This is a genomic window from Vibrio kasasachensis, from assembly GCF_050337565.1.
Taxonomy (GTDB): Bacteria; Pseudomonadota; Gammaproteobacteria; order Enterobacterales; family Vibrionaceae; genus Vibrio; species Vibrio kasasachensis.
The window spans coordinates 97,085-115,478 of sequence record NZ_JAKJTB010000018.1 but is presented as its reverse complement, the minus strand read 5'-3'; the positions used below and the strand labels follow the sequence as shown (position 1 = coordinate 115,478).

The window sequence follows — 18,394 nt, the reverse complement described above, 5'->3', positions numbered from 1 at the left end:
AACCGCAGCGCGCTGACAGTGCAACAGCAAACTCCTTATTTTTATCAAACAACAAATCAGGGGTTAGCACCTTACGATCGCTAAACCCTAATACCAGCCAATTATTAAATTCTCACACTGGAATATGCCGCTGAACTAGGTTCTGTATAACACCTTCACGACATGCCAACCGAATTTTGTCTTCACTAGGTGCGGGACCAGCACTTCCCCAGAAAAACAAACCTTATCAAACTGAGGGACCATTTGGCCGCGTCGGAATTCACCGAGATCACCGCCGCGCTTACCTGATGGGCAAGTCGAGTACTTCTTAGCTAACGCTTGAAACTTCGCGCCTTTCTTAAGTTGAGCAATAATATCTTCTGCTTGCTCTTTATGCTTTACCAAAATATGTATAGCTGCCGCTGTATTTGCCATGATTTTCTTACAATTGCTAATTTCTTAATGGTGACGATTGTAACCAACATTTCTGCGATCTTCATCATACCTTTTCACCATTATCAGATCGAAATTACACTGATTAGCCAATCTCTGATCTATTTCAACGAAAAATCAAGTATTTGCACTAACATGTGACTACAAGTATCAAATTTGGGAAAGATTGATGGCAGTAAAAAGTAAAGCGAACCAGTCACAAGGTATGTTGATGTTTAACCTAACGACAAATCAGCAATTATTTGCGATAGGAACATTGAAGGTTCGTGAAATAGTACCCTACTTGCCTATGACCCAAATCCCATATTCGCACCATCATGTTGTTGGTACAGTAACGATACGAGATTTCAATGTTCCCGTGATCGATATGCCAGCGGCGATAGGCTTTCGCCCGATACAACCGGAAGAATACTCCTCCTGCTTTCTAATCGTTACAGATTGCTTGCGCACCGTGGTGGCCTTTATGGTTCGCAGTATCGAGAAAATCATTGACTGTGATTGGCGAAATATAGAGCCGTCCCCTACAACGGCGGGAAGCAATGTCTTTGTCACCGGTATTACTCGCTACGACGAGCAAATAGTACAAATGCTCGATGTTGAGCTATTACTATCAAAAATATATCCATTATCGGAATCTGCACGTATTCCTATTTTAACCGATGTCCAAAGGGAAAGGCTAAAAGCGCTCAATATCCTTTTAGTCGATGATTCAACTATTGCCCGCAGGCAGCTAGCGAATGCACTTGATAGTATCAACATTCCTTACCAAATCTGCACCAATGGCGATGAAGCCCTTGATTGTATGCGTGAAGGCGCCTCACAAGGTAAAGGAATCGACTTGTTAGTTAGTGATATCGAAATGCCGGGGTTAGATGGTTATGAACTCGCTTTTGAAACTCAAAGTGATCCTGAACTTCGTCATGCTTATATCATTCTGCACACATCTTTATCGAGTGAGATTTGTGTCAATCGAGCAAATCAAGTAGGTGCGCATGAGGCTTTAGAAAAATTCAACGCCGGTGATCTCATCAAAGCAATGCTGCGCGGAGCGGACAAAATTGCCAAAGAAAAAGAAGTCATGAATGACTAGTTTGCAACTATGAGCGTATGTAACAGCGGTTTCAATCACAAATATAGGCATGTTGGATGAGTCTCCTCTGTACCTAGTCATTGTGATTGTTTACTGTTAGTTCACTAGTTCTAGCCTCGGTGTTAGCCACAATAACAAATACCAAGTTTACTTAACCCATGCAGATTTACTGATGCCATGACTTCATACCTGCATTTATAAAGATTGACACAGTAAAATGACAGAAGACGTTTTTAAAAAGTCGACCGCTAACTTGAAAAAAGCGGTCCCTTTAATGATGAAGAATCATGTCGCTGCGACACCAGCCAACTATGCGCTATGGTACACGTATGTCGACAATTCTATTCCAAACCTCAATCATGAACTTGAAGGCGTGATTGAAAGTTATGGTATTTGCCCTCCAACCACTGGCGATCAGCTCTATCATAAATACGTTGCCTCACAAACTGAAACCAAGCTAAGTGATCTGCGCGCAAACATTGAAATTCTAGTAACTGAAGTCGCTAGTTCAATGAGTGACACACTCAGTGATACGTCACAATTTTCTGAGATGATCGACAAAAGCTTTAAGAACTTAGAAAGAGTTGAAGATGAAAGCATGTCACTTGATGAAGTGATGGCAGTAATTCGTCAACTTGTCTCTGAATCTCGCGATATTCGCCATTCCACTAGCTTTCTTTCTAGCCAACTCTCTACCGCTAGCAGTGAAATAAGCCGTTTAAAAAATCAATTAGCTGAAGTTCAACGTGAGGCATTGTTTGACGGATTATCTGGCTTATACAATCGTCGTTCATTTGATAACGACATTCATACTCTTTGTCAAAGTGAACAAAATTTCTGCTTGATTCTCGCAGATATTGACCATTTCAAAAATTACAACGACAACTACGGGCATCTTTTCGGAGACTCTGTCATTCGTGGACTTGCCAGACGCCTACAAAGCAGTTGCCGAGATGGCATCACCGCTTATCGCTTTGGTGGCGAAGAATTTGCGCTCGTGGTGCCAAACCGTAACCTACGAGTAGCGCGTCAATTCGCTGAAAGCCTGCGACGTGCAATAGAAAAGCTTTCAATCAAAGATCGTCGAAGTGGTAAGCAAGTTGGCAATATTACCGCTTCATTTGGTGTGACAGAACGTGAAGAAGGTGAAAGCGCAGAGTCCGTTATTGAACGCACAGATCAACTATTGTATGAAGCAAAACAACTGGGACGTAACCGAGTGATGCCAATTTAAGCAGTGTTTTGAAAACTCGTCTATTCTTTAGCCGTAAAGTATTGCTGGAGATAGATAATGACAAAATTACCAATGACATTTGCTGGCACACTCTCTGTACTTGTTGGGTCAACACTCGTCGGTTGTGCCTCTGATGATTCCCCCTATAAAAAAAGCGAGTATCAAATGGCGTCAAATCCTGCCGCTGTCTATTGCGTCCAACAAGATGGCAAATTGGAAACCGTGTCGCAAGATTCTCAACGCATCACTTTCTGTGTGCTACCGGATGGAGAGCGTATCGAGCAATGGCAATTTTATCGCCAAAACCATCAAAAAAAGTAGGCACAATTCGCAGTAACATGACTTAAGCCCCTTCTGGGTCGATGCCTCTATTTAGTACGAGTAGCAGTTGGTTAAATTCAGCGAGCAAAGGTATAAGCCGATGAACCGAAATGCTGGCTGGGGTTTGCTCGATAATAGCTCTCAGCCTAAGCAATGTATTGAGGTGTTGCAGTGCAATTTCCATTGTAAGTAACTGCTCGAGAGCAACCACTGAAATCATGTATGGTTGCTCTCTTACCTCACTCAGAGATCTTCGGAATACATCCCCCGCCACTCCTTCTAAATACACCCGATAAATTGTGAGTTGATCAACCAATAAAAATGCTTCACCACACAGAGTTTTGTGTGGATATGCTGCCGTAATGTGCTGCGTAATATCGAGTGATACATTGAGTATCAATCCAACTTTTTCTGCGTTTTTCTTTAAGCCATTTAGCAAACCTTGCTCAGGCATCAATTGTTCTATTTTGATGATGCGTTCAATATGATACTCATTGGAAACTAATCTCACATTGACCGGAATATCAGTCACACACAATTTGCTTTTTATCAGTTCAGAACAAGCATTGGAGAAATTTTCCACACTCGTAGTCGATTGATCTTCGATCAAGATCTGACTGTCGATAAGACATTCAGCATCTTCTAGGAATTGCTCATCTAGATAATCAACCATCGCTTGAGCTTCAGATATATATTGATTTTCTAGCTTACCTCCGCAAAAAATCATCACTCGATTTCTGGTAGCAAGTGAAGGTAATACTTTAGCTAATACTTCAATCCTTGACCTACCTTCCTCCGTTAGATGACTATTAACCAAACGCTTTCCCAGAACAACAACGACTTCAGTCACATTCCCTATTGTTTTATTCATCAATAAATCTACTGTCACTGCCCAAAGTTCCTCACTATAGCTATAGTTTAACAAGAGATTGTTTGTTTATGACACAAGGATACCGTGATGCTGTCGATATTCGATATTTTTAAGATAGGTGTTGGACCTTCCAGCTCTCATACTAATGGTCCTATGCTCGCTGGCTTTGATTTTTCTCAAGAAATGTCTCAGAGCCAAATCCTTGATCAAGTCGCACGCCTTCAGGTAAATCTCTATGGCTCATTGTCACTGACAGGAAAAGGGCACCACACTGATCGAGCTGCCATTCTCGGTCTACTTGGCAATCGTCCAGATACCATCAAAATAAGCAGTGCCAAAGAGACCTTGAATAACGCTATTGAGCAAAACTGTCTGAGCCTTTCTGATCACCACTCAATTTCGTTTAACTATGAAACCGATATTGTTTTCCACGAGACTAATTTACCATTGCATGAAAATGGCATGTCTATCGTCGCTTATGATGCCAACGAGCAGCCAATTTTAGAACAAACCTACTACTCTATCGGTGGGGGCTTCATCGCAACAGAACAACAATTGCTGCATGGAAAATCCGAAGATTCAATCGAGGTTCCATTTCCATTTTCCAGTGCAGAGCAACTACTCGATGATGCCGATAAATCTGGGCTAAGTCTCGCGGGCTTGGTGCTACGTAATGAGATTTGCTTTCAATCGATGAGTGAAATTGATCAGCAGACCGATAAAATCTGGAAAGTAATGCAACTCTGTATGCAGAGGGGCTTTGACACTGAGGGCATCCTAGAAGGTGGTTTGAATGTTACTCGCCGCGCACCCAATTTGCAGAAAAAACTTGAATCCAACAATGAACTAGAAACAGACCCAATGGCAGTTATGGATTGGGTTAATCTATTCGCTTTTGCGATAAGCGAAGAAAACGCGTCGGGTGGTCAGGTGGTTACCTCGCCAACCAATGGCGCGGCGGGTGTGATCCCTGCGGTTTTGATGTATTACCACCAATTTATTTGCCAGCTTGATACTAAGCAGTTGAAAGATTTCATCGCAGTCGCGGGGGCTATTGGAATTTTGTACAAAATGAACGCCTCCATTTCGGGCGCTGAAGTGGGTTGCCAAGGAGAAATTGGTGTCTCTTCATCGATGGCCGCAGCAGGGTTAACCTCATTGCGCGGCGGAAGCAATGAACAAATATGCATAGCCGCAGAGATCGCGATGGAGCATTCACTCGGTATGACCTGCGACCCTATTGGCGGGCTAGTTCAAGTACCCTGTATTGAGCGAAATGCTATGGGTGCAATTAAAGCGATAAACGCTTCAAGAATGGCGCTTAAAAGAACCAGTAAATCAATAATTTCATTGGATAAAGTCATTGAAACCATGTATTTAACCGGCAAGGATATGAACCGAAAATATCGAGAAACATCGCTGGGAGGACTAGCACTAATTCATCTTGCACCACCTTGTGAATAGCTTTGTGAGCCACGAGCTTAATTTTCATTAATTAGAACCACAATGGATCTTTCCATCCTTTACTTTTAGAACCTACGCTTTACAACGTCTTGCTATTCAAGACGTCTGGCATCTTTTCCTTTAGCCCTCCCCGCAGCAAACGTTTGCCTGTCAATTCAGAAGAATCTCCTGCCGGATTGTGGGGAAACTTCGTGCATCAATTTTTTTTTCTGACATAATCGTCCGCCTTTCTGTTTCTTTGAACCAAATCACAAGAGAAAACTATGTGGAATAGGCTTAACAAGTCGATGATGTTCTGCCAAATGATGTTTGGCTTATCTTTCTACGGTGTCATGATAATCTTGACTCGCTTCTTCCTAGAGGATCTAGGCTATAGCGAAGCAGACACTATGATGGTTGTAGGGGCTTTCTCTTCAATTGGTCCGCTTTTTGCCATTGCGGGCGGCTTTATTGCTGACAAATTCTTAGGTGCTTACCGCTCATTAACCATTGCATATGCCACATTTATTATTGGCTACGTGCTGCTTGTTCTGGGCTCTTCAACAACCAACGTTCCAATGAGTTTGGTTGGTCTCGCACTGGCAAGTTATGGGCGCGGTTTGATGTCACCATCATACCCTAGCCTATATAAACGCACCTTTGCTTCTCAAGAAGACTTCGAGAATGGCTACCCTGTTAACTATTCTGTGAACAATATTGGTGCACTGTTAGGCCAATACCTATTCCCAATGTTTGTTTTAGTGATAGGCTTCCATGGCAGCTTCTCTCTTTCTGCTGTCCTGGCAACGTTAGCACTAATTACACTTATATTTTTCAAAAAACCACTTGTTGGTGTCGCCGCACAGCTCGACCAAAAGCCAGTAAGTATCGCCAACTGGGGCGCCTTCATTACGCTTTCAGTCGCTATGGTTGGCTTAGTATTCTTCATGTTTTCAAACATGGATATCGGCCAAAATATCGTATACGGCATTGGTGGTGCAGCGATCCTGTACTTCATATCTTTGATGTTTAAAACCAGTAAGTCTAACGCACTGAAAATGGGTACCATCTTGATCATGACAGTGTTAACCACTTGCTTCTTTGTCTACTACGGACAAATGATGACATCTATGACGATGGTAACCATCAACACAATGCGTGGTGACTTGTTTGGATTCATTCCAATTGCACCAGAAGGATCAATGGCGATGAACCCATTGTGGTGTATTGTCGCAGGCCCTGTGATTTCTTACACTTTCTCTTCATTAGAGAAGCGAGGCATTGCGTTCTCGACAGCAAGTAAGATTGGTATCGCATTCATTTTTACTGCAATCGCGTTTGGTATTTTAACCATGGCGGTAATGAACGTAGGTGAAGATGTCTTGATCCGTCCTGAGACCTTCTTTGTTATTCACTTCTTCCAAGCCTTCGCGGAAGTTATTGTGGGTAGCTTAGTTGTGGCGTTTATTCTTTCTGTTGCGCCAAAACGTATCGAGAACTTCTCTGTTTCGTTGTTTTATATCGCTATGGCTCTGAGTGGCATTATTGGTGCCGTTTTCTCAACGTCCATCGCACTAGAGAAAGGGCAAGAGATCACTCAAGAAGTGGTGCAAACTGTCTACGGCGATTACTTCCAGATGCTAACCATCCTCGCAGTAGTAATGGTCGTGATTGCTTTTGCCTCTTCTTTCATCATTCGCAAGATGTTAGAACGTGCTGATAGCCATGAGCAAGAACTAGTCGAGGCGGACACAACCGCATAACGAAAAAGCCCCAGACATCGTCTGGGGCTTTTTTTATTTGTCCGTAAGGGCATTCAAAATATACACGCAAAACCTTACTAAACCTTATCTAAACATTCGGTGCTAGCGAATACAGAATTAGTCACGCTCTCTTGCGCGATATTCATAACTCACTTTAATCACTGGTTGATACGCAATTGCCCCTTGGCTAGTGACAATTTCTTCAATTTGAACTTGTGAATTGAGCAATTCAAAAGAGTTAATATCTACTTGATCGTTAGTATTCCAAAATACATTACGACTTAACTCAACCGAACCCATACGATTTACATCCACGATCATCGCTTTACCAACTTCTAATGCAGCTGCTTTAGAGTCGTATGTATGACCTGTCATAGAGCTGCTTTTCATTACTGTTGCATAGGGACCGCTTAACCCTGCCATCGCGATAGAGCTGAATAGCAATACGCTGGCTACACTGGCTAATTTAATCATAATTATCTCCTTTACTTACCAAAAGTCGGACTCTCTCACTGCTGCCCGAGTACCTAAATAGTACGTTAAAGGAGACCTATTCAACTTAGAATTAATTGCACGTGTTCATCGATTTTTTTGACGTTAGATATGCTACAAAGTATTTCGTGAATTGTGTGCTAAATTGGCCTGTTTTCTGCATACCATGCAAACAAGATGATTTCTAATGGTTATTTTAATTCGTGAAGCAAACGATGATCGCGCTATGAACTTACGCTTTAGAGTAGATTGTTATATAGATCACATTAAATCTTCTTAAAAAATAACGTCAGATTGAATCTACAGCCATCAAAAAAACCAATTCTAGCCAGAGATAGACAACTCATGCAATTGAATCCATTTCCTGCTATGATCCGCGCCCAACAAAACTAGGGTGTTCACATGAACCGTAAAAAGCGCATTAACCAAATTTTAAAAACTAAGCAGAAAAAAATGAACGCCAAACTACACGGCAGTAATAAGCCACGTTACATTTCAAAGGCCGAGCGCGCCAAAATGGAATTAGAGCAACAAGAAAATGCGGTTAATGAACAAACTGAGCAAGAAGCTCAAACCGCAGACTAAATTTTTATGTAAGCCTCAACTGAGGCTTACAGCAAAATCACTGACGAGCATCGCTCTCATTAAACGAGCACGAGTCAAATCAAGACCATCGAGTGAGTAATAATTGATGATCGATAGGCGTATAATGGTCACACACTTCAATTAAATTCTGCGCGGTGAGCTCAGGTACCGAATAAACCTCAACTTTGGTGTTAAATCGTTGCTGAATTCTTTCTACCAGCACCTCAAAATCCCCATCGCCGGAAAGAAGAATCACCCTATCTACACTCGAAGCTGTTTCAAACACATCAAGTGCAATACCGACATCCCAATCCCCTTTGGCACTGCCATCACGGCGTTGAATCAAAGGCTTTAAACAAACTTTAAAGCCTATACCACGCAAAATGTGATGAAACTGACGCTGCTTAGGATCTTGGGAAGCAATCGCATAAGCGTTAGCTAAAACAATATCAAACTCCTGGCTTACCTTTGCCCAGAACTTGTTGTAATCAAAATTTGCTTGATAGCTTTGTTTCGTCGTGTAGTAAATGTTCTGAACATCTACAAAAATCGCCACTTTTTCCATGGATAAAATTCTCTTAGCTAATTCGGTTCCATAGTAACAGCCTTATAGAACGAACGCACTTTGTCCAACGGCTGAATTAAGCTCTTTACCCTTACAGTAATGGTGCCGAGGTACCAAAAACAGAATCCAGCACGACAAACCCTAAGCTATCAATCATCACCGGTACTCCCCCAACGCTCTGGTTCCGGGTATTTATGTATCACTTTCTTTAGGTAATTTTGACGACTGCGTAAGGCATCGACACATTGTGCGTCTATTTTCCCCGACAAAACCATCTTTTCTAACTCCAACAATGCTGACGTAACGGAGCAAGCCTGACGATAACTCTTATGTGTGGTCATGGAATCAAAGATATTCGCAACAGCCACAATACGAGCAGCCAAAGGCACCTCGTCTTTCTGAAAGCCGTACGGGTGACCACTGCCATCCAAATACTCATATTGAAAACGCATGATTTGGTTGAGTACAGTAATGCTAGGATGATTCGGATTGCCAACTGAAGAGACGATCTCGTCCATCATTTTTATACCGTTATCAATATGAGATCTGGCAGACATGAGTTCCTGTGAACCAAATTGCTTTGAACCGTACATCATGCTTTCTGGCAGTTGGGTTTTACCGATATCATGGATTTGAGCAAATGAGGCAATTGCCTCTACTTGCTCGTCATCAAGCCTGTAATGCTCAGCGACATATTCCGCAATGACTTTGGTGTACGCGCGCATACGACGACCATGATAATAAGAATCTCGACTGAACAGTGTGCTGCCCGTTCTCAACCGATCGGCAAAATCAACAATAGTCTTCACCACTTGGCTATGTGACTCCACCGAGAATTGCAGCATTTCAATGTAAGGCATCAAGGGTAACAATGATTTATTACTAAATATATCGGGTTCATAGGCGTTGAGAAATACAAAGCCAGAAAAACGATGATTTTGAAAACAAGGGATTGCCGCAGACGAACGATAACCTTTATCCAAAAGAAACCCAACGCGCTCACAATGAGACATGTAAGCCAGATCATCGATAACTCGAGGGATCCCCATGGCTGCCGCACGTTTTAAATGGTTTAGTTTACTCAAGCGTTTTTCATGGTGTAGTTCACTCCAAAGCTGGAATTCACTGTCCGCGTACGTAACGAGCGTGTCCGTATTGCGGTTATACTTCGCATAAGAAACTCGCGCAATTGCAGGCGCATACACATGCATCCTTTGCATCAATTGCTGTAACTGTTGATTGAGCGGTTTTGCAGTTTGAAAATAGTGGTTGTTCATCTTATCCTCCTGCACCTAGCCCACTAGGTACATTGAGCAAGAAAGCACTCTCGGTGAGAAAACTGTATTATTCCATTCGCTAATCGAATTCTTTCACATACGAGCGCCATTTGACGTCTATAACAAACATACAAAACAACCGCTGGTTTCAGCCAGTAGAAACGGTCAACTTTCACTCATCTCGTGATCGCAATCAAATAGATTGCCCCATTATGAGCGCTAATCGATCAAGTATTTAACACGACTCGAACCAATCGAGTTTTTCATGTAGCGTGGTGACGCTACCTACCACGATCAAAGCTGGACTTTGAGCTTGTTTGGCTAAAATGGCTAAATCGACCAAATCACCTCGATGAACTTTCTGCTCGCGACGTGTACCGTTCTCAATAATTGCACAAGGCATATCTTGTGATAATCCATGTGTCAGTAACTTATCGGCAATGTAACCACTTTGCTTTAAGCCCATGTAAAACACCAAGGTAGCGTTTGATTGCGCCACCGCATGCCAATCGATTTCTTGACCATCTTTTTGCACATGACCTGTAATAAACTGAACTGCTTGAGCATGCTCTCTGTGAGTGAGTGGAATACCCGCGTAGGCTGTAGCGCCTACCGCTGCAGTAATTCCAGGAACCACTTCAAAACGAATATTGTGTTCGGCTAATATTTCGAGCTCTTCACCGCCACGACCAAAAATAAACGAATCACCACCTTTTAGCCGCACAACTCGTTTACCTTCTAGGGCTTTATCGACCAATAGTTGATTGATCTGCTGTTGTGGAACGCAGTGGAAATCTAACTTCTTACCCACATAGATCATTTCAGCTTTGTCGTTCGCGAGCGCTAGTATCTCAGCAGAGACCAAGCGGTCATAAACCACCACATCCGCTTGCCCAATAACTCGGTAACCCTTAACTGTTAGCAGCTCTGCATCTCCGGGACCAGCTCCCACAAGAGAAACAAAACCGCGATTCAAAGACGTTAGATTGTTGGTCATAGTCGTGCCCGATAATAAATATTTTAGATATAACAAGTGTCAGTCTAAGTAAACTAACACTTGTTATAGCAAAGCTATTTGAAGAGTTTCACCCCACACCAATGCGTGGGGCGAGTTTGTGAGGTTACTTGGATATAAACGCGGGTACTGCGTTTACTTGTCCTTCAACGTCAACCGTTGGTGCTGTTTTTGCGTGAGTCAGGTATAACGGCACACAAGTGAACAGTAGACCACCAACAATATTGCCTAAAATAGTGGGAATCAGATTGTAGTTCAACCAAGTCGCAATGCCAAAGTCAGCACCTAGCATCATGCCTAATGGGAACAAGAACATATTTACTACTGCATGCTCAAATACCAAAGCAAAGAAAATGAAAATAGGTAGCCACATTGCGGCAATTTTTCCTGCTACTGTACGGGCAGACATATTGCCGATAACACCAAGACAGACCATCAAATTACATAGGATGCCGCGTACAAAACAGGTGATCCAGCCATCAAAACCTAGGTTTTCAAAACCAACAGTACGAGCAGTAGCCACTGCAATAAACTTTTGCCCCACAGCATTAGGGTCAACGCTAAAGTTCATGGTTAGTGATAACGCAATAAGCGCAGCTACCAAAAGTGACCCAATCAAATTACCTAAACCAACTAACCCCCAACAGCGCAGTATGCGACCCCATGTAATTCCCGGGCGGTTATCGAACTTAGCTAAAGGTGCTAAACCAAACACACCAGTCACTAAGTCGTACCCCATTAGACTTAATATGCAAAATCCAACGGGGAATACCAACGCACCAACAATACCAATCCCAGTTTGAGTAATGGTGGTAATCGCTACCACAACCGCTAATGACAAAATAATACCCGCCATGATCCCGCGTAAGATCAAATCACGCGTTGAGGTGCGCACTTTCGCTTCGCCCGTATCAATCATGGTTTGTACGAATTCCGCTGGTTTTAAATAAGACATCATGTCTCTCCAAAAAATTAAACATAAAAGTTGAAATCAAATAGTGAAAGACTCCCAACCTCTCCATATTTCTCGAGGGTAGAAGCCTTTAAGCTATTGAATCTCTGTTACTTACCCTGCAACTTCGACCACACCAGAGGTCACACGAGCTTGATAAGGTTTCACACTGAACCGCGAATCTTCCATACATGCACCAGTGGTTAAATTAAAACGTTGTTTCTTTAACGGGCTTGCCACCCAAAGCTCGCCTTGGTGCTGACAAATCAGACCACGCGATAAGACATTCGATTGAAAGAAAGGATCGGTGTTGCTAATAGCGAACACTTCTTCCGCTTCAGACGGACGAAAGATCGCGACTTGCTGATCGCTCACTAGTGCGCATACACCCGTACCCGGCACGATATCGCTGATTTGACAGATTTTCTCAAATGACATAATTATTCCCCCCTTTTAATCTGCAAGTGCCACGTGAAAAATGTCGCCTTTTGCTTCCGGGAATTTCTCCGTGAACCTTGCCGGGCGATGTTGTTCACGCTCTGGCACAAATACAACATTCTCATCACGCTTGTCTGCGTTAATAAAGTGAGCAAAGCGGTTTAGTTGGGACTCATCGTTAATGGTGGCAGTCCACTCACACTCAAACTCTTCCATCAGCTTAGCGACATCAAGTTCCAACTGCGCATTGATGCCGAGCTTGTCACTAGCGATCACTTCACGAAGGTATTCCACACCACCTTCCATATTTTCCATCCATACTGAGGTCCGCTGCAGAGGCGCGGCAGTACGAATGTAGAACATCATGAACCGGTCAATATATTGGAGTAGGGTTTCTTGATCTAAGTCGCTGGCAAATAAATCCGCATGGCGTGGTTTCATGCCTCCGTTACCACAAACGTACAAGTTCCAACCCGCATCCGTTGCGATAATGCCAATGTCTTTCCCTTGCGCTTCGGCACACTCACGAGTACAGCCTGATACACCAAACTTCATTTTGTGCGGAGTACGAATGCCTTTGTAGCGATTCTCAATCAGTGCTCCCAACCCTACTGAATCTTGTACGCCGTAACGACACCAAGTCGAGCCAACGCAAGTTTTCGCCATGCGTAGCGCTTTGGCATACGCTTGACCCGTTTCAAAACCCGCATCAATTAACTTACGCCAAATCTGGGGGAGATCATCTTTGTGAGCTCCAAACAGACCAATTCGCTGCGCTCCAGTTACTTTGGTATATAGGTTGTACTCTTCCGCGACTTTCGCCAACACCCCTAATGCTTGAGGTGTCACTTCCCCGCCTGCCATGCGTGGTATAACTGAGTAAGTACCATTTTTTTGAATGTTGCCGAGGAAGTTATCGTTGGTGTCATGCAATTTAACCAATTGCGGCTTAAGAATGTGCTCACCCCAGCAAGAAGCCAGAATTGAACCGACTAACGGCTTACAAACTTCACAGCCGTACCCTTTGCCATATTTTTCAAGCAGCTCGTCAAAGGTTTTAATCTCTTCAATACGGATCAGATGGAAAAGCTCTTGGCGCGAATAGGCAAGGTGCTCACAAACCTCATTTTTCACTTCAATGCCTGATTTAAGCAGCTCTGCATTTAGCACCGAAGTAACCAGTGGTATACAGCCACCACAGCCCGTACCGGCGCCAGTGACTGCTTTTATCTCAGCGAGGGTGTGATTTCCTTCCACTACAGCTTGTGCAATCTTACCTTTCGTCACATCAAAACAAGAACAGATCACTGCGCTTTCTGGCAGAGCATCAGCACCTAAAGTAGGTTTTTCTGCACCAGCATGAGCAGGAAGGATGAGCATGTCTGGATGCTCAGGCAAATCCATTTCATTAAGCATGAGCTGAAGCAAATCACCGTAGTCAGCGGTATCACCGACCATTACAGCACCCAGTAACTTCTTGTTGTCTGCCGAAACAATTAGGCGTTTATACACTTCTTGCTCTTCGTTTTGGTAAACGTAACTTTTACAACCTGGCGTGCGACCATTTGCATCACCAATCGAACCCACTTTGACACCCAGCAATTTCAGTTTGGCAGACATGTCTGCCCCTTCAAATTTGCTTTCGCTGTTACCAACTAAGTGATCAACTGCCACGGTCGCCATTTTGTAACCTGGAGCGACCAACCCGTAGAACACGTCGTTCCATGATGCACACTCACCAATCGCATAAATATGCTCATCAGACGTTTGGCAGTAGTCATTGATTGCAATTCCACCACGTGGCGCGATTTCAAGACCCATTTGACGAGCGAGTTTGTCTTGTGGGCGAATACCTGCGGAGAAAACAATAAAGTCAGTTTCAAGCTCTGTACCATCAGCAAAACGCATCACATTGCGTGCATACTTACCATCCGCTGTGATCTCTAACGTATTTTTCCCGGTGTGGACATTCACCCCCATACGTTCAATTTTTTGCCGCAGTTGGTTACCGCCTGCAAGATCGAGTTGTTCAGCCATTAACTTAGGTGCAAACTCAACCACATTGGTTTCCATACCTAAGGCTTTTAAAGCGCCAGCCGCTTCCAATCCAAGTAGACCGCCACCAATCACAACCCCTGATTTACTCTTTTTTGCACAAGCTTCAATCGCTTTCAGGTCTTCGATGGTTCGATAGACGAAACAATCTTTACTTTCTCTGCCTTTAATTGTCGGGACAAATGGATATGAACCAGTCGCTAAGATCAATTTATCGTATTGGATTTCACGACCCGATGAAGAATAAACAATTCGGTTTTGACGGTTAATATTAATTGCACGTTCACCGAGTAAAACTTGAATACCGTTTTTCTCATAGAACCCTTCCTTAACTAAAGAGAGTTCTTGAGCAGTGTGATGAGAGAAATAAGATGAAAGGTGAACACGGTCATAGGCGACACGTGGTTCTTCACAGAAAACAGATATTTCGCAATTCGAAATATCTGTTTTCTCAACCAAATCTTCGATATAGCGGTGCCCAACCATGCCATTACCGACGATCACTAGCTTGAGTTTGCTCATAATCCGTTCCAGTTTAAAAGTCATATCTAAACAGGATTCTTAATTATGAAGAAAAATTAATACATGATGTAAATCAATTACCAATTCAAACTACCCTAAAGGGGTAGTGATACCACTTTAGGGTAGTTTGCAATACAATTAGAGCGACATAACGTTATTAATTTTCATATTTTGTCATTAAATGACTTCAAATCTTAGTTAAGTATAAAAAAAAAGATGCTTCATCAGCATCTTTCTCTATTAGTATGTAATGTACTACTGAATGAGCAATATCGATTGTAGTTCAGATAAACACTTCACTGTGTAACTAGGAGTTATTTCATGACAGTCAGGCTGCTTGGTTGCGTTTAGCCAACAAGTATCAATACCAAAATTCACGCCACCCAATACATCAGAGTGGAGGTTATCACCCACCATCAATACTTTGCTTTTACACGGTTGCCCCATTTGTTCCATTGCGTGAGTAAAAATACCAGTATCCGGTTTAGCAACACCGACTTGTTCAGAGATAATCACGTGTTCGAACATCTCACTCAAGCCCATCTTTGCCAAACGCACTTGCTGTAGTTCCGTAAAACCATTGGTGATGATACCCAGCTTAGCTTTACCTTTGAGTGCATCCAGCAACTCACGAGCATGTGGGATCATGCTGCAAATATCAGCCATCGCATCAAGAAAGGCAGAGTTCAAAGCTGACGTTGTAGTATCGAATTTTTTTGCGTAGCCTTTGAAGCGAATATGCTTGATGTCGTCAGCGGTAATGGTGCCATTTTGATAATCAACCCATAAAGGCTTATTAAGCTTTTGATACTGTTCAAAATCGTTACGAGTGTATTCCACTCCCATACGTTCAAACATTAATTGCATACCTTTAAATGCATCAAATCTAAATAGAGTTTCGTCTGCGTCAAACAGAACCCAATCATACTTCATGCTCTACCTACCTTAAAAAAGAGAAAAGCCAAACTGGCTGAGAATGCGTGCGCATTATACCGTTTACTCGCTAGAAAACAAAAAAGGAGTTTACAATGTAAACTCCTTTTTATTCATTTAGTTACTGTTATTTGTAGAAGATTTTTCCAGTTTGCACATTTAAATAAATCTTATTTGCCAGTTTCAAACCACCGCAATAAACAAAATAAACATCTTGTTCGTACTTCACAGACTTAACCCAACCTTTTAACTCTTCAAAATCCGGTGGAAGGCAAATACCTTCTTCTATTAAGTCATCTGTTGTTTGAATAAATACATCAAAATGCAGTTTGAAATCATCAGAGTCTTCAACATAACTGCTGATGGTTTTAATTCGCTCTTTTCTAGTAATCGTCGGCGGTACTTCTAAAAGCGCTTCCATCGGGATCCACTCTGCAACTTCCGGATCGCCCTCGTTATAAACGTAATATGGTGATATTCGTCCCCAACCATCACGTTTTTCGAGTATGTGCACTTTATCTCCTCGATACAATATCGACTCGATAAAGGCACTCTTGTCCGGCATTTCTCGCACACCTAATTTCTCTGGACTAACGTAGTAATCTGTTTTTTCAACGATTGGAGTCGGCAGTGGTGTGGGTTCAGATTGACCAAGCTCGATTGGTGGTGTTGGTTTTTGTAGAGCTAGTTTTGCTGCGTCCTGCTCTGGTTTAAGATAAAACATGTAATAGCCACCTCCCGCCAAACCAATACCGACGAGTAACAATATGACCATTAATATTTTTTTCATGTACGCATCCAAGAACTTGCTTATGGGTCTCAATCTATTTTATCGGCAAGATGGCGATTTCTTTAGTGCAAACGAAAAAGTTGGAACCAAGTTAAGGTTCTATTAAGTCACACTTAGCCGCACATATGAAATCATTCTTATGTAATCCTTTGATTGAATGGCTCCACCACGTAACAGTGACCTTCCCCCACTCTAATAGAATTGCAGGATGATGGAACTCTTCCTCCGCTAATTCCGCCACTTTGTTAGCGAACGACCAAGCCGAGAGGAAGTTACGGAACTTGAATTGTTTCTCCAATTGAGGAACTCCCTCTCGCTCGATGACTTGCCAATCTTGAACCGCTGCTAACAATTCTTGTTGTTCATCATAAGTTAAAGGCAGCGCCTCTGATGTACATGCTTCACATCTTAATTCATTCAACATTTTGTGCTTCCTTTGCTACAAACATTGGGGGGAACAAGCCTGACTCAATAGCTTGGTCTATCTCTTTGATTAAATCTAGGTGGCTTAACTGGTAGAGTTGCTCAATATCCTTAAGAACATAGTAAATCGGCTGCATAATATCGATTCGATAAGGGGTGCGTAGCACTCGATTTAGTGTAAACGGCTCACGTAGTGGCTTATTCCCCTCTAACGCATGAATCGTTTCACCCGGAGAAGACAGGATCCCGCCTCCATAGATTTTTAGCTGTTCGTTTTGCTTGACTAAACCAAACTCAACAGTAAACCAATACAACCGTGCTAAGTAAGCTCTCTGCCTCGCAGGTGCGGTATAACCTAACTTTCCGTAAGTATGGGTAAAATGAGCAAATTCTGGATTGGTTAGCATAGCGCAATGACCAAAGACCTCATGGAAGAAGTCTGGCTCTTGAAGATAATCAAACTCCTCGCGACTTCTTAGAAAAGTAGCGACCGGAAAACATTTGTTCGCCAATAGCTCAAAGAAACGGTCGAAACTAATCAAGGCAGGTACTGGTACTACTTGCCACCCTGTTTCTCGTTGCAAAACTTGATTTATTTCAGGTAACTGTGGCACGCGATCGATTGGTAGATCAAGCAGCTTCAATCCATTTAAGTACTCGTGGCAAGCGCGCGTTTGTACCAGTTTTTGTTGCCTTTCAACCAAATCATGCCAAATTGCATTTTCTTCCTTGCTCCATGCAACCATTCCTTGCTTATCAACTGGATTTGAATGGTATTTCGTCATCTCGCTCCTCCCTTCCTTGTCGGTGAGCAATGGCTACGAGCAATTCAGAAAATGCTCTGCGTGACAACATCAGCGACTAAGCAGGTTATCTCTACTCCCTTAATCATATTGAGTGTTACATCAACAGGCAAAGAATAATCGAACAATAAATGCAGCAAATTTGTAACGAATATTTTACATAATGATTTCTACTTTAGTAACTATACCCAAGAAACTTGAAGGTGCAGGTAGGCGGCAAGTAAGAAAGCCCCCTGAGCATAGGTGGATTATGTGATTGGGGCGCACGAACACAGACAACATCGCTGTAACTTCAAGTATGACGGGTATAAGGTAAATAGACTTAGGCGTGAACTGAAACGAAAACAGGGCGCTTAACGCGCCCTGTTTGTATTAATCGTATTAAGTGAG

Annotated in this window: 19 protein-coding genes; 6 read left to right on the top strand and 13 right to left on the bottom strand. The window is 42.7% G+C overall.

Annotated elements, in window-relative coordinates; translation table 11 throughout:
* Positions 1 to 135 precede the first annotated feature (135 nt).
* Entirely contained in the window at positions 136 to 414 is a 279-nt protein-coding gene (gene ppiC / locus L4C38_RS15455) for a peptidylprolyl isomerase PpiC (RefSeq protein WP_428798457.1), read from the bottom strand.
* 184 nt (positions 415 to 598) lie between these two features.
* On the opposite strand from ppiC, the gene L4C38_RS15450 reads away from it, so the two are divergent.
* The 3 genes from L4C38_RS15450 to L4C38_RS15440 all read left to right on the top strand — a co-directional run bounded on the left by L4C38_RS15450 (position 599) and on the right by L4C38_RS15440 (position 3,077).
* On the top strand, positions 599 to 1,522 hold the full coding sequence (locus L4C38_RS15450; protein WP_428798456.1) for a chemotaxis protein: 924 nt from the start codon (positions 599 to 601) through the stop codon (positions 1,520 to 1,522).
* A gap of 217 nt (positions 1,523 to 1,739) precedes the next feature.
* Positions 1,740 to 2,756, top strand: coding sequence for a GGDEF domain-containing protein (locus L4C38_RS15445; protein ID WP_428798455.1), 1,017 nt, complete (start codon positions 1,740 to 1,742; stop codon positions 2,754 to 2,756).
* A 57-nt stretch (positions 2,757 to 2,813) separates the two neighbouring features.
* A complete protein-coding gene (locus L4C38_RS15440; protein ID WP_428798454.1) occupies positions 2,814 to 3,077 on the top strand; it encodes a putative hemolysin in 264 nt (87 codons plus the stop codon).
* A 22-nt stretch (positions 3,078 to 3,099) separates the two neighbouring features.
* On the opposite strand, the gene L4C38_RS15435 is transcribed toward L4C38_RS15440, so the two are convergent.
* Positions 3,100 to 3,966 carry a YdcF family protein gene (locus tag L4C38_RS15435; protein ID WP_428798453.1) on the bottom strand — a complete coding sequence of 289 codons (867 nt, stop codon included), beginning with the start codon at positions 3,964 to 3,966 and terminating at the stop codon, positions 3,100 to 3,102.
* 69 nt (positions 3,967 to 4,035) lie between these two features.
* Here L4C38_RS15435 and L4C38_RS15430 point away from each other — a divergent pair, with 69 nt between their 5' ends.
* Positions 4,036 to 5,412 carry an L-serine ammonia-lyase gene (locus L4C38_RS15430; protein WP_428798452.1) on the top strand — a complete coding sequence of 459 codons (1,377 nt, stop codon included), beginning with the start codon at positions 4,036 to 4,038 and terminating at the stop codon, positions 5,410 to 5,412.
* A 263-nt stretch (positions 5,413 to 5,675) separates the two neighbouring features.
* Entirely contained in the window at positions 5,676 to 7,154 is a 1,479-nt protein-coding gene (locus L4C38_RS15425; RefSeq protein WP_428798451.1) for a peptide MFS transporter, read from the top strand.
* A 117-nt stretch (positions 7,155 to 7,271) separates the two neighbouring features.
* Here the strand turns inward: L4C38_RS15425 and L4C38_RS15420 are convergent, their stop codons facing one another.
* Positions 7,272 to 7,628, bottom strand: a complete 357-nt coding sequence (locus L4C38_RS15420; RefSeq protein ID WP_428798450.1) for a DUF3316 domain-containing protein — start codon at positions 7,626 to 7,628, stop codon at positions 7,272 to 7,274.
* A gap of 420 nt (positions 7,629 to 8,048) precedes the next feature.
* On the opposite strand from L4C38_RS15420, the gene L4C38_RS15415 reads away from it, so the two are divergent.
* A complete protein-coding gene (locus tag L4C38_RS15415) occupies positions 8,049 to 8,231 on the top strand; it encodes a DUF2986 domain-containing protein (protein ID WP_428798449.1) in 183 nt (60 codons plus the stop codon).
* Between the two features lie 79 nt (positions 8,232 to 8,310).
* Here L4C38_RS15415 and L4C38_RS15410 read toward each other — a convergent pair whose 3' ends face one another.
* The 10 genes from L4C38_RS15410 to phhA form a co-directional block, all read right to left on the bottom strand.
* Positions 8,311 to 8,796 (bottom strand): LabA-like NYN domain-containing protein, encoded by a 486-nt coding sequence (locus tag L4C38_RS15410; protein ID WP_428798448.1) that lies wholly within the window; start codon positions 8,794 to 8,796, stop codon positions 8,311 to 8,313.
* A gap of 149 nt (positions 8,797 to 8,945) precedes the next feature.
* On the bottom strand, positions 8,946 to 10,073 hold the full coding sequence (locus L4C38_RS15405; protein ID WP_428798447.1) for an HD-GYP domain-containing protein: 1,128 nt from the start codon (positions 10,071 to 10,073) through the stop codon (positions 8,946 to 8,948).
* A 235-nt stretch (positions 10,074 to 10,308) separates the two neighbouring features.
* Positions 10,309 to 11,070 carry a uroporphyrinogen-III C-methyltransferase gene (cobA, locus tag L4C38_RS15400; protein ID WP_428798446.1) on the bottom strand — a complete coding sequence of 254 codons (762 nt, stop codon included), beginning with the start codon at positions 11,068 to 11,070 and terminating at the stop codon, positions 10,309 to 10,311.
* A gap of 124 nt (positions 11,071 to 11,194) precedes the next feature.
* On the bottom strand, positions 11,195 to 12,043 hold the full coding sequence (locus L4C38_RS15395) for a formate/nitrite transporter family protein (protein WP_428798445.1): 849 nt from the start codon (positions 12,041 to 12,043) through the stop codon (positions 11,195 to 11,197).
* Between the two features lie 111 nt (positions 12,044 to 12,154).
* On the bottom strand, positions 12,155 to 12,478 hold the full coding sequence (gene nirD / locus L4C38_RS15390) for a nitrite reductase small subunit NirD (protein WP_428798444.1): 324 nt from the start codon (positions 12,476 to 12,478) through the stop codon (positions 12,155 to 12,157).
* A gap of 15 nt (positions 12,479 to 12,493) precedes the next feature.
* Entirely contained in the window at positions 12,494 to 15,055 is a 2,562-nt protein-coding gene (gene nirB / locus L4C38_RS15385) for a nitrite reductase large subunit NirB (RefSeq protein WP_428798443.1), read from the bottom strand.
* Between the two features lie 255 nt (positions 15,056 to 15,310).
* Positions 15,311 to 15,988 (bottom strand): pyrimidine 5'-nucleotidase, encoded by a 678-nt coding sequence (gene yjjG, locus L4C38_RS15380; RefSeq protein WP_428798442.1) that lies wholly within the window; start codon positions 15,986 to 15,988, stop codon positions 15,311 to 15,313.
* A 127-nt stretch (positions 15,989 to 16,115) separates the two neighbouring features.
* Positions 16,116 to 16,778: a hypothetical protein gene (locus L4C38_RS15375; RefSeq protein WP_428798441.1), complete on the bottom strand. Its 663-nt coding sequence runs from the start codon at positions 16,776 to 16,778 to the stop codon at positions 16,116 to 16,118.
* 91 nt (positions 16,779 to 16,869) lie between these two features.
* The gene (locus L4C38_RS15370; protein WP_428798440.1) at positions 16,870 to 17,202 is read right to left on the bottom strand and encodes a 4a-hydroxytetrahydrobiopterin dehydratase; all 333 of its coding nucleotides are present in this window, start codon (positions 17,200 to 17,202) and stop codon (positions 16,870 to 16,872) included.
* Positions 17,192 to 17,986 carry a phenylalanine 4-monooxygenase gene (gene phhA, locus L4C38_RS15365; RefSeq protein ID WP_428798439.1) on the bottom strand — a complete coding sequence of 265 codons (795 nt, stop codon included), beginning with the start codon at positions 17,984 to 17,986 and terminating at the stop codon, positions 17,192 to 17,194. The genes L4C38_RS15370 and phhA overlap by 11 nt, the downstream gene beginning before the upstream one ends.
* Positions 17,987 to 18,394 lie beyond the last annotated feature (408 nt).

Coding starts and splice junctions, on each gene's coding strand:
- ppiC (WP_428798457.1), bottom strand. CDS start 414: ATGGCAAATACAGCGGCAGCTATACATATTTTGGTAAAGCATAAAGAG.
- L4C38_RS15445 (WP_428798455.1), top strand. CDS start 1,740: ATGACAGAAGACGTTTTTAAAAAGTCGACCGCTAACTTGAAAAAAGCG.
- L4C38_RS15440 (WP_428798454.1), top strand. CDS start 2,814: ATGACAAAATTACCAATGACATTTGCTGGCACACTCTCTGTACTTGTT.
- L4C38_RS15430 (WP_428798452.1), top strand. CDS start 4,036: ATGCTGTCGATATTCGATATTTTTAAGATAGGTGTTGGACCTTCCAGC.
- L4C38_RS15425 (WP_428798451.1), top strand. CDS start 5,676: ATGTGGAATAGGCTTAACAAGTCGATGATGTTCTGCCAAATGATGTTT.
- L4C38_RS15420 (WP_428798450.1), bottom strand. CDS start 7,628: ATGATTAAATTAGCCAGTGTAGCCAGCGTATTGCTATTCAGCTCTATC.
- L4C38_RS15415 (WP_428798449.1), top strand. CDS start 8,049: ATGAACCGTAAAAAGCGCATTAACCAAATTTTAAAAACTAAGCAGAAA.
- L4C38_RS15410 (WP_428798448.1), bottom strand. CDS start 8,796: ATGGAAAAAGTGGCGATTTTTGTAGATGTTCAGAACATTTACTACACG.
- L4C38_RS15405 (WP_428798447.1), bottom strand. CDS start 10,073: ATGAACAACCACTATTTTCAAACTGCAAAACCGCTCAATCAACAGTTA.
- cobA (WP_428798446.1), bottom strand. CDS start 11,070: ATGACCAACAATCTAACGTCTTTGAATCGCGGTTTTGTTTCTCTTGTG.
- L4C38_RS15395 (WP_428798445.1), bottom strand. CDS start 12,043: ATGTCTTATTTAAAACCAGCGGAATTCGTACAAACCATGATTGATACG.
- nirD (WP_428798444.1), bottom strand. CDS start 12,478: ATGTCATTTGAGAAAATCTGTCAAATCAGCGATATCGTGCCGGGTACG.
- nirB (WP_428798443.1), bottom strand. CDS start 15,055: ATGAGCAAACTCAAGCTAGTGATCGTCGGTAATGGCATGGTTGGGCAC.
- yjjG (WP_428798442.1), bottom strand. CDS start 15,988: ATGAAGTATGATTGGGTTCTGTTTGACGCAGACGAAACTCTATTTAGA.
- L4C38_RS15375 (WP_428798441.1), bottom strand. CDS start 16,778: ATGAAAAAAATATTAATGGTCATATTGTTACTCGTCGGTATTGGTTTG.
- L4C38_RS15370 (WP_428798440.1), bottom strand. CDS start 17,202: ATGTTGAATGAATTAAGATGTGAAGCATGTACATCAGAGGCGCTGCCT.
- phhA (WP_428798439.1), bottom strand. CDS start 17,986: ATGACGAAATACCATTCAAATCCAGTTGATAAGCAAGGAATGGTTGCA.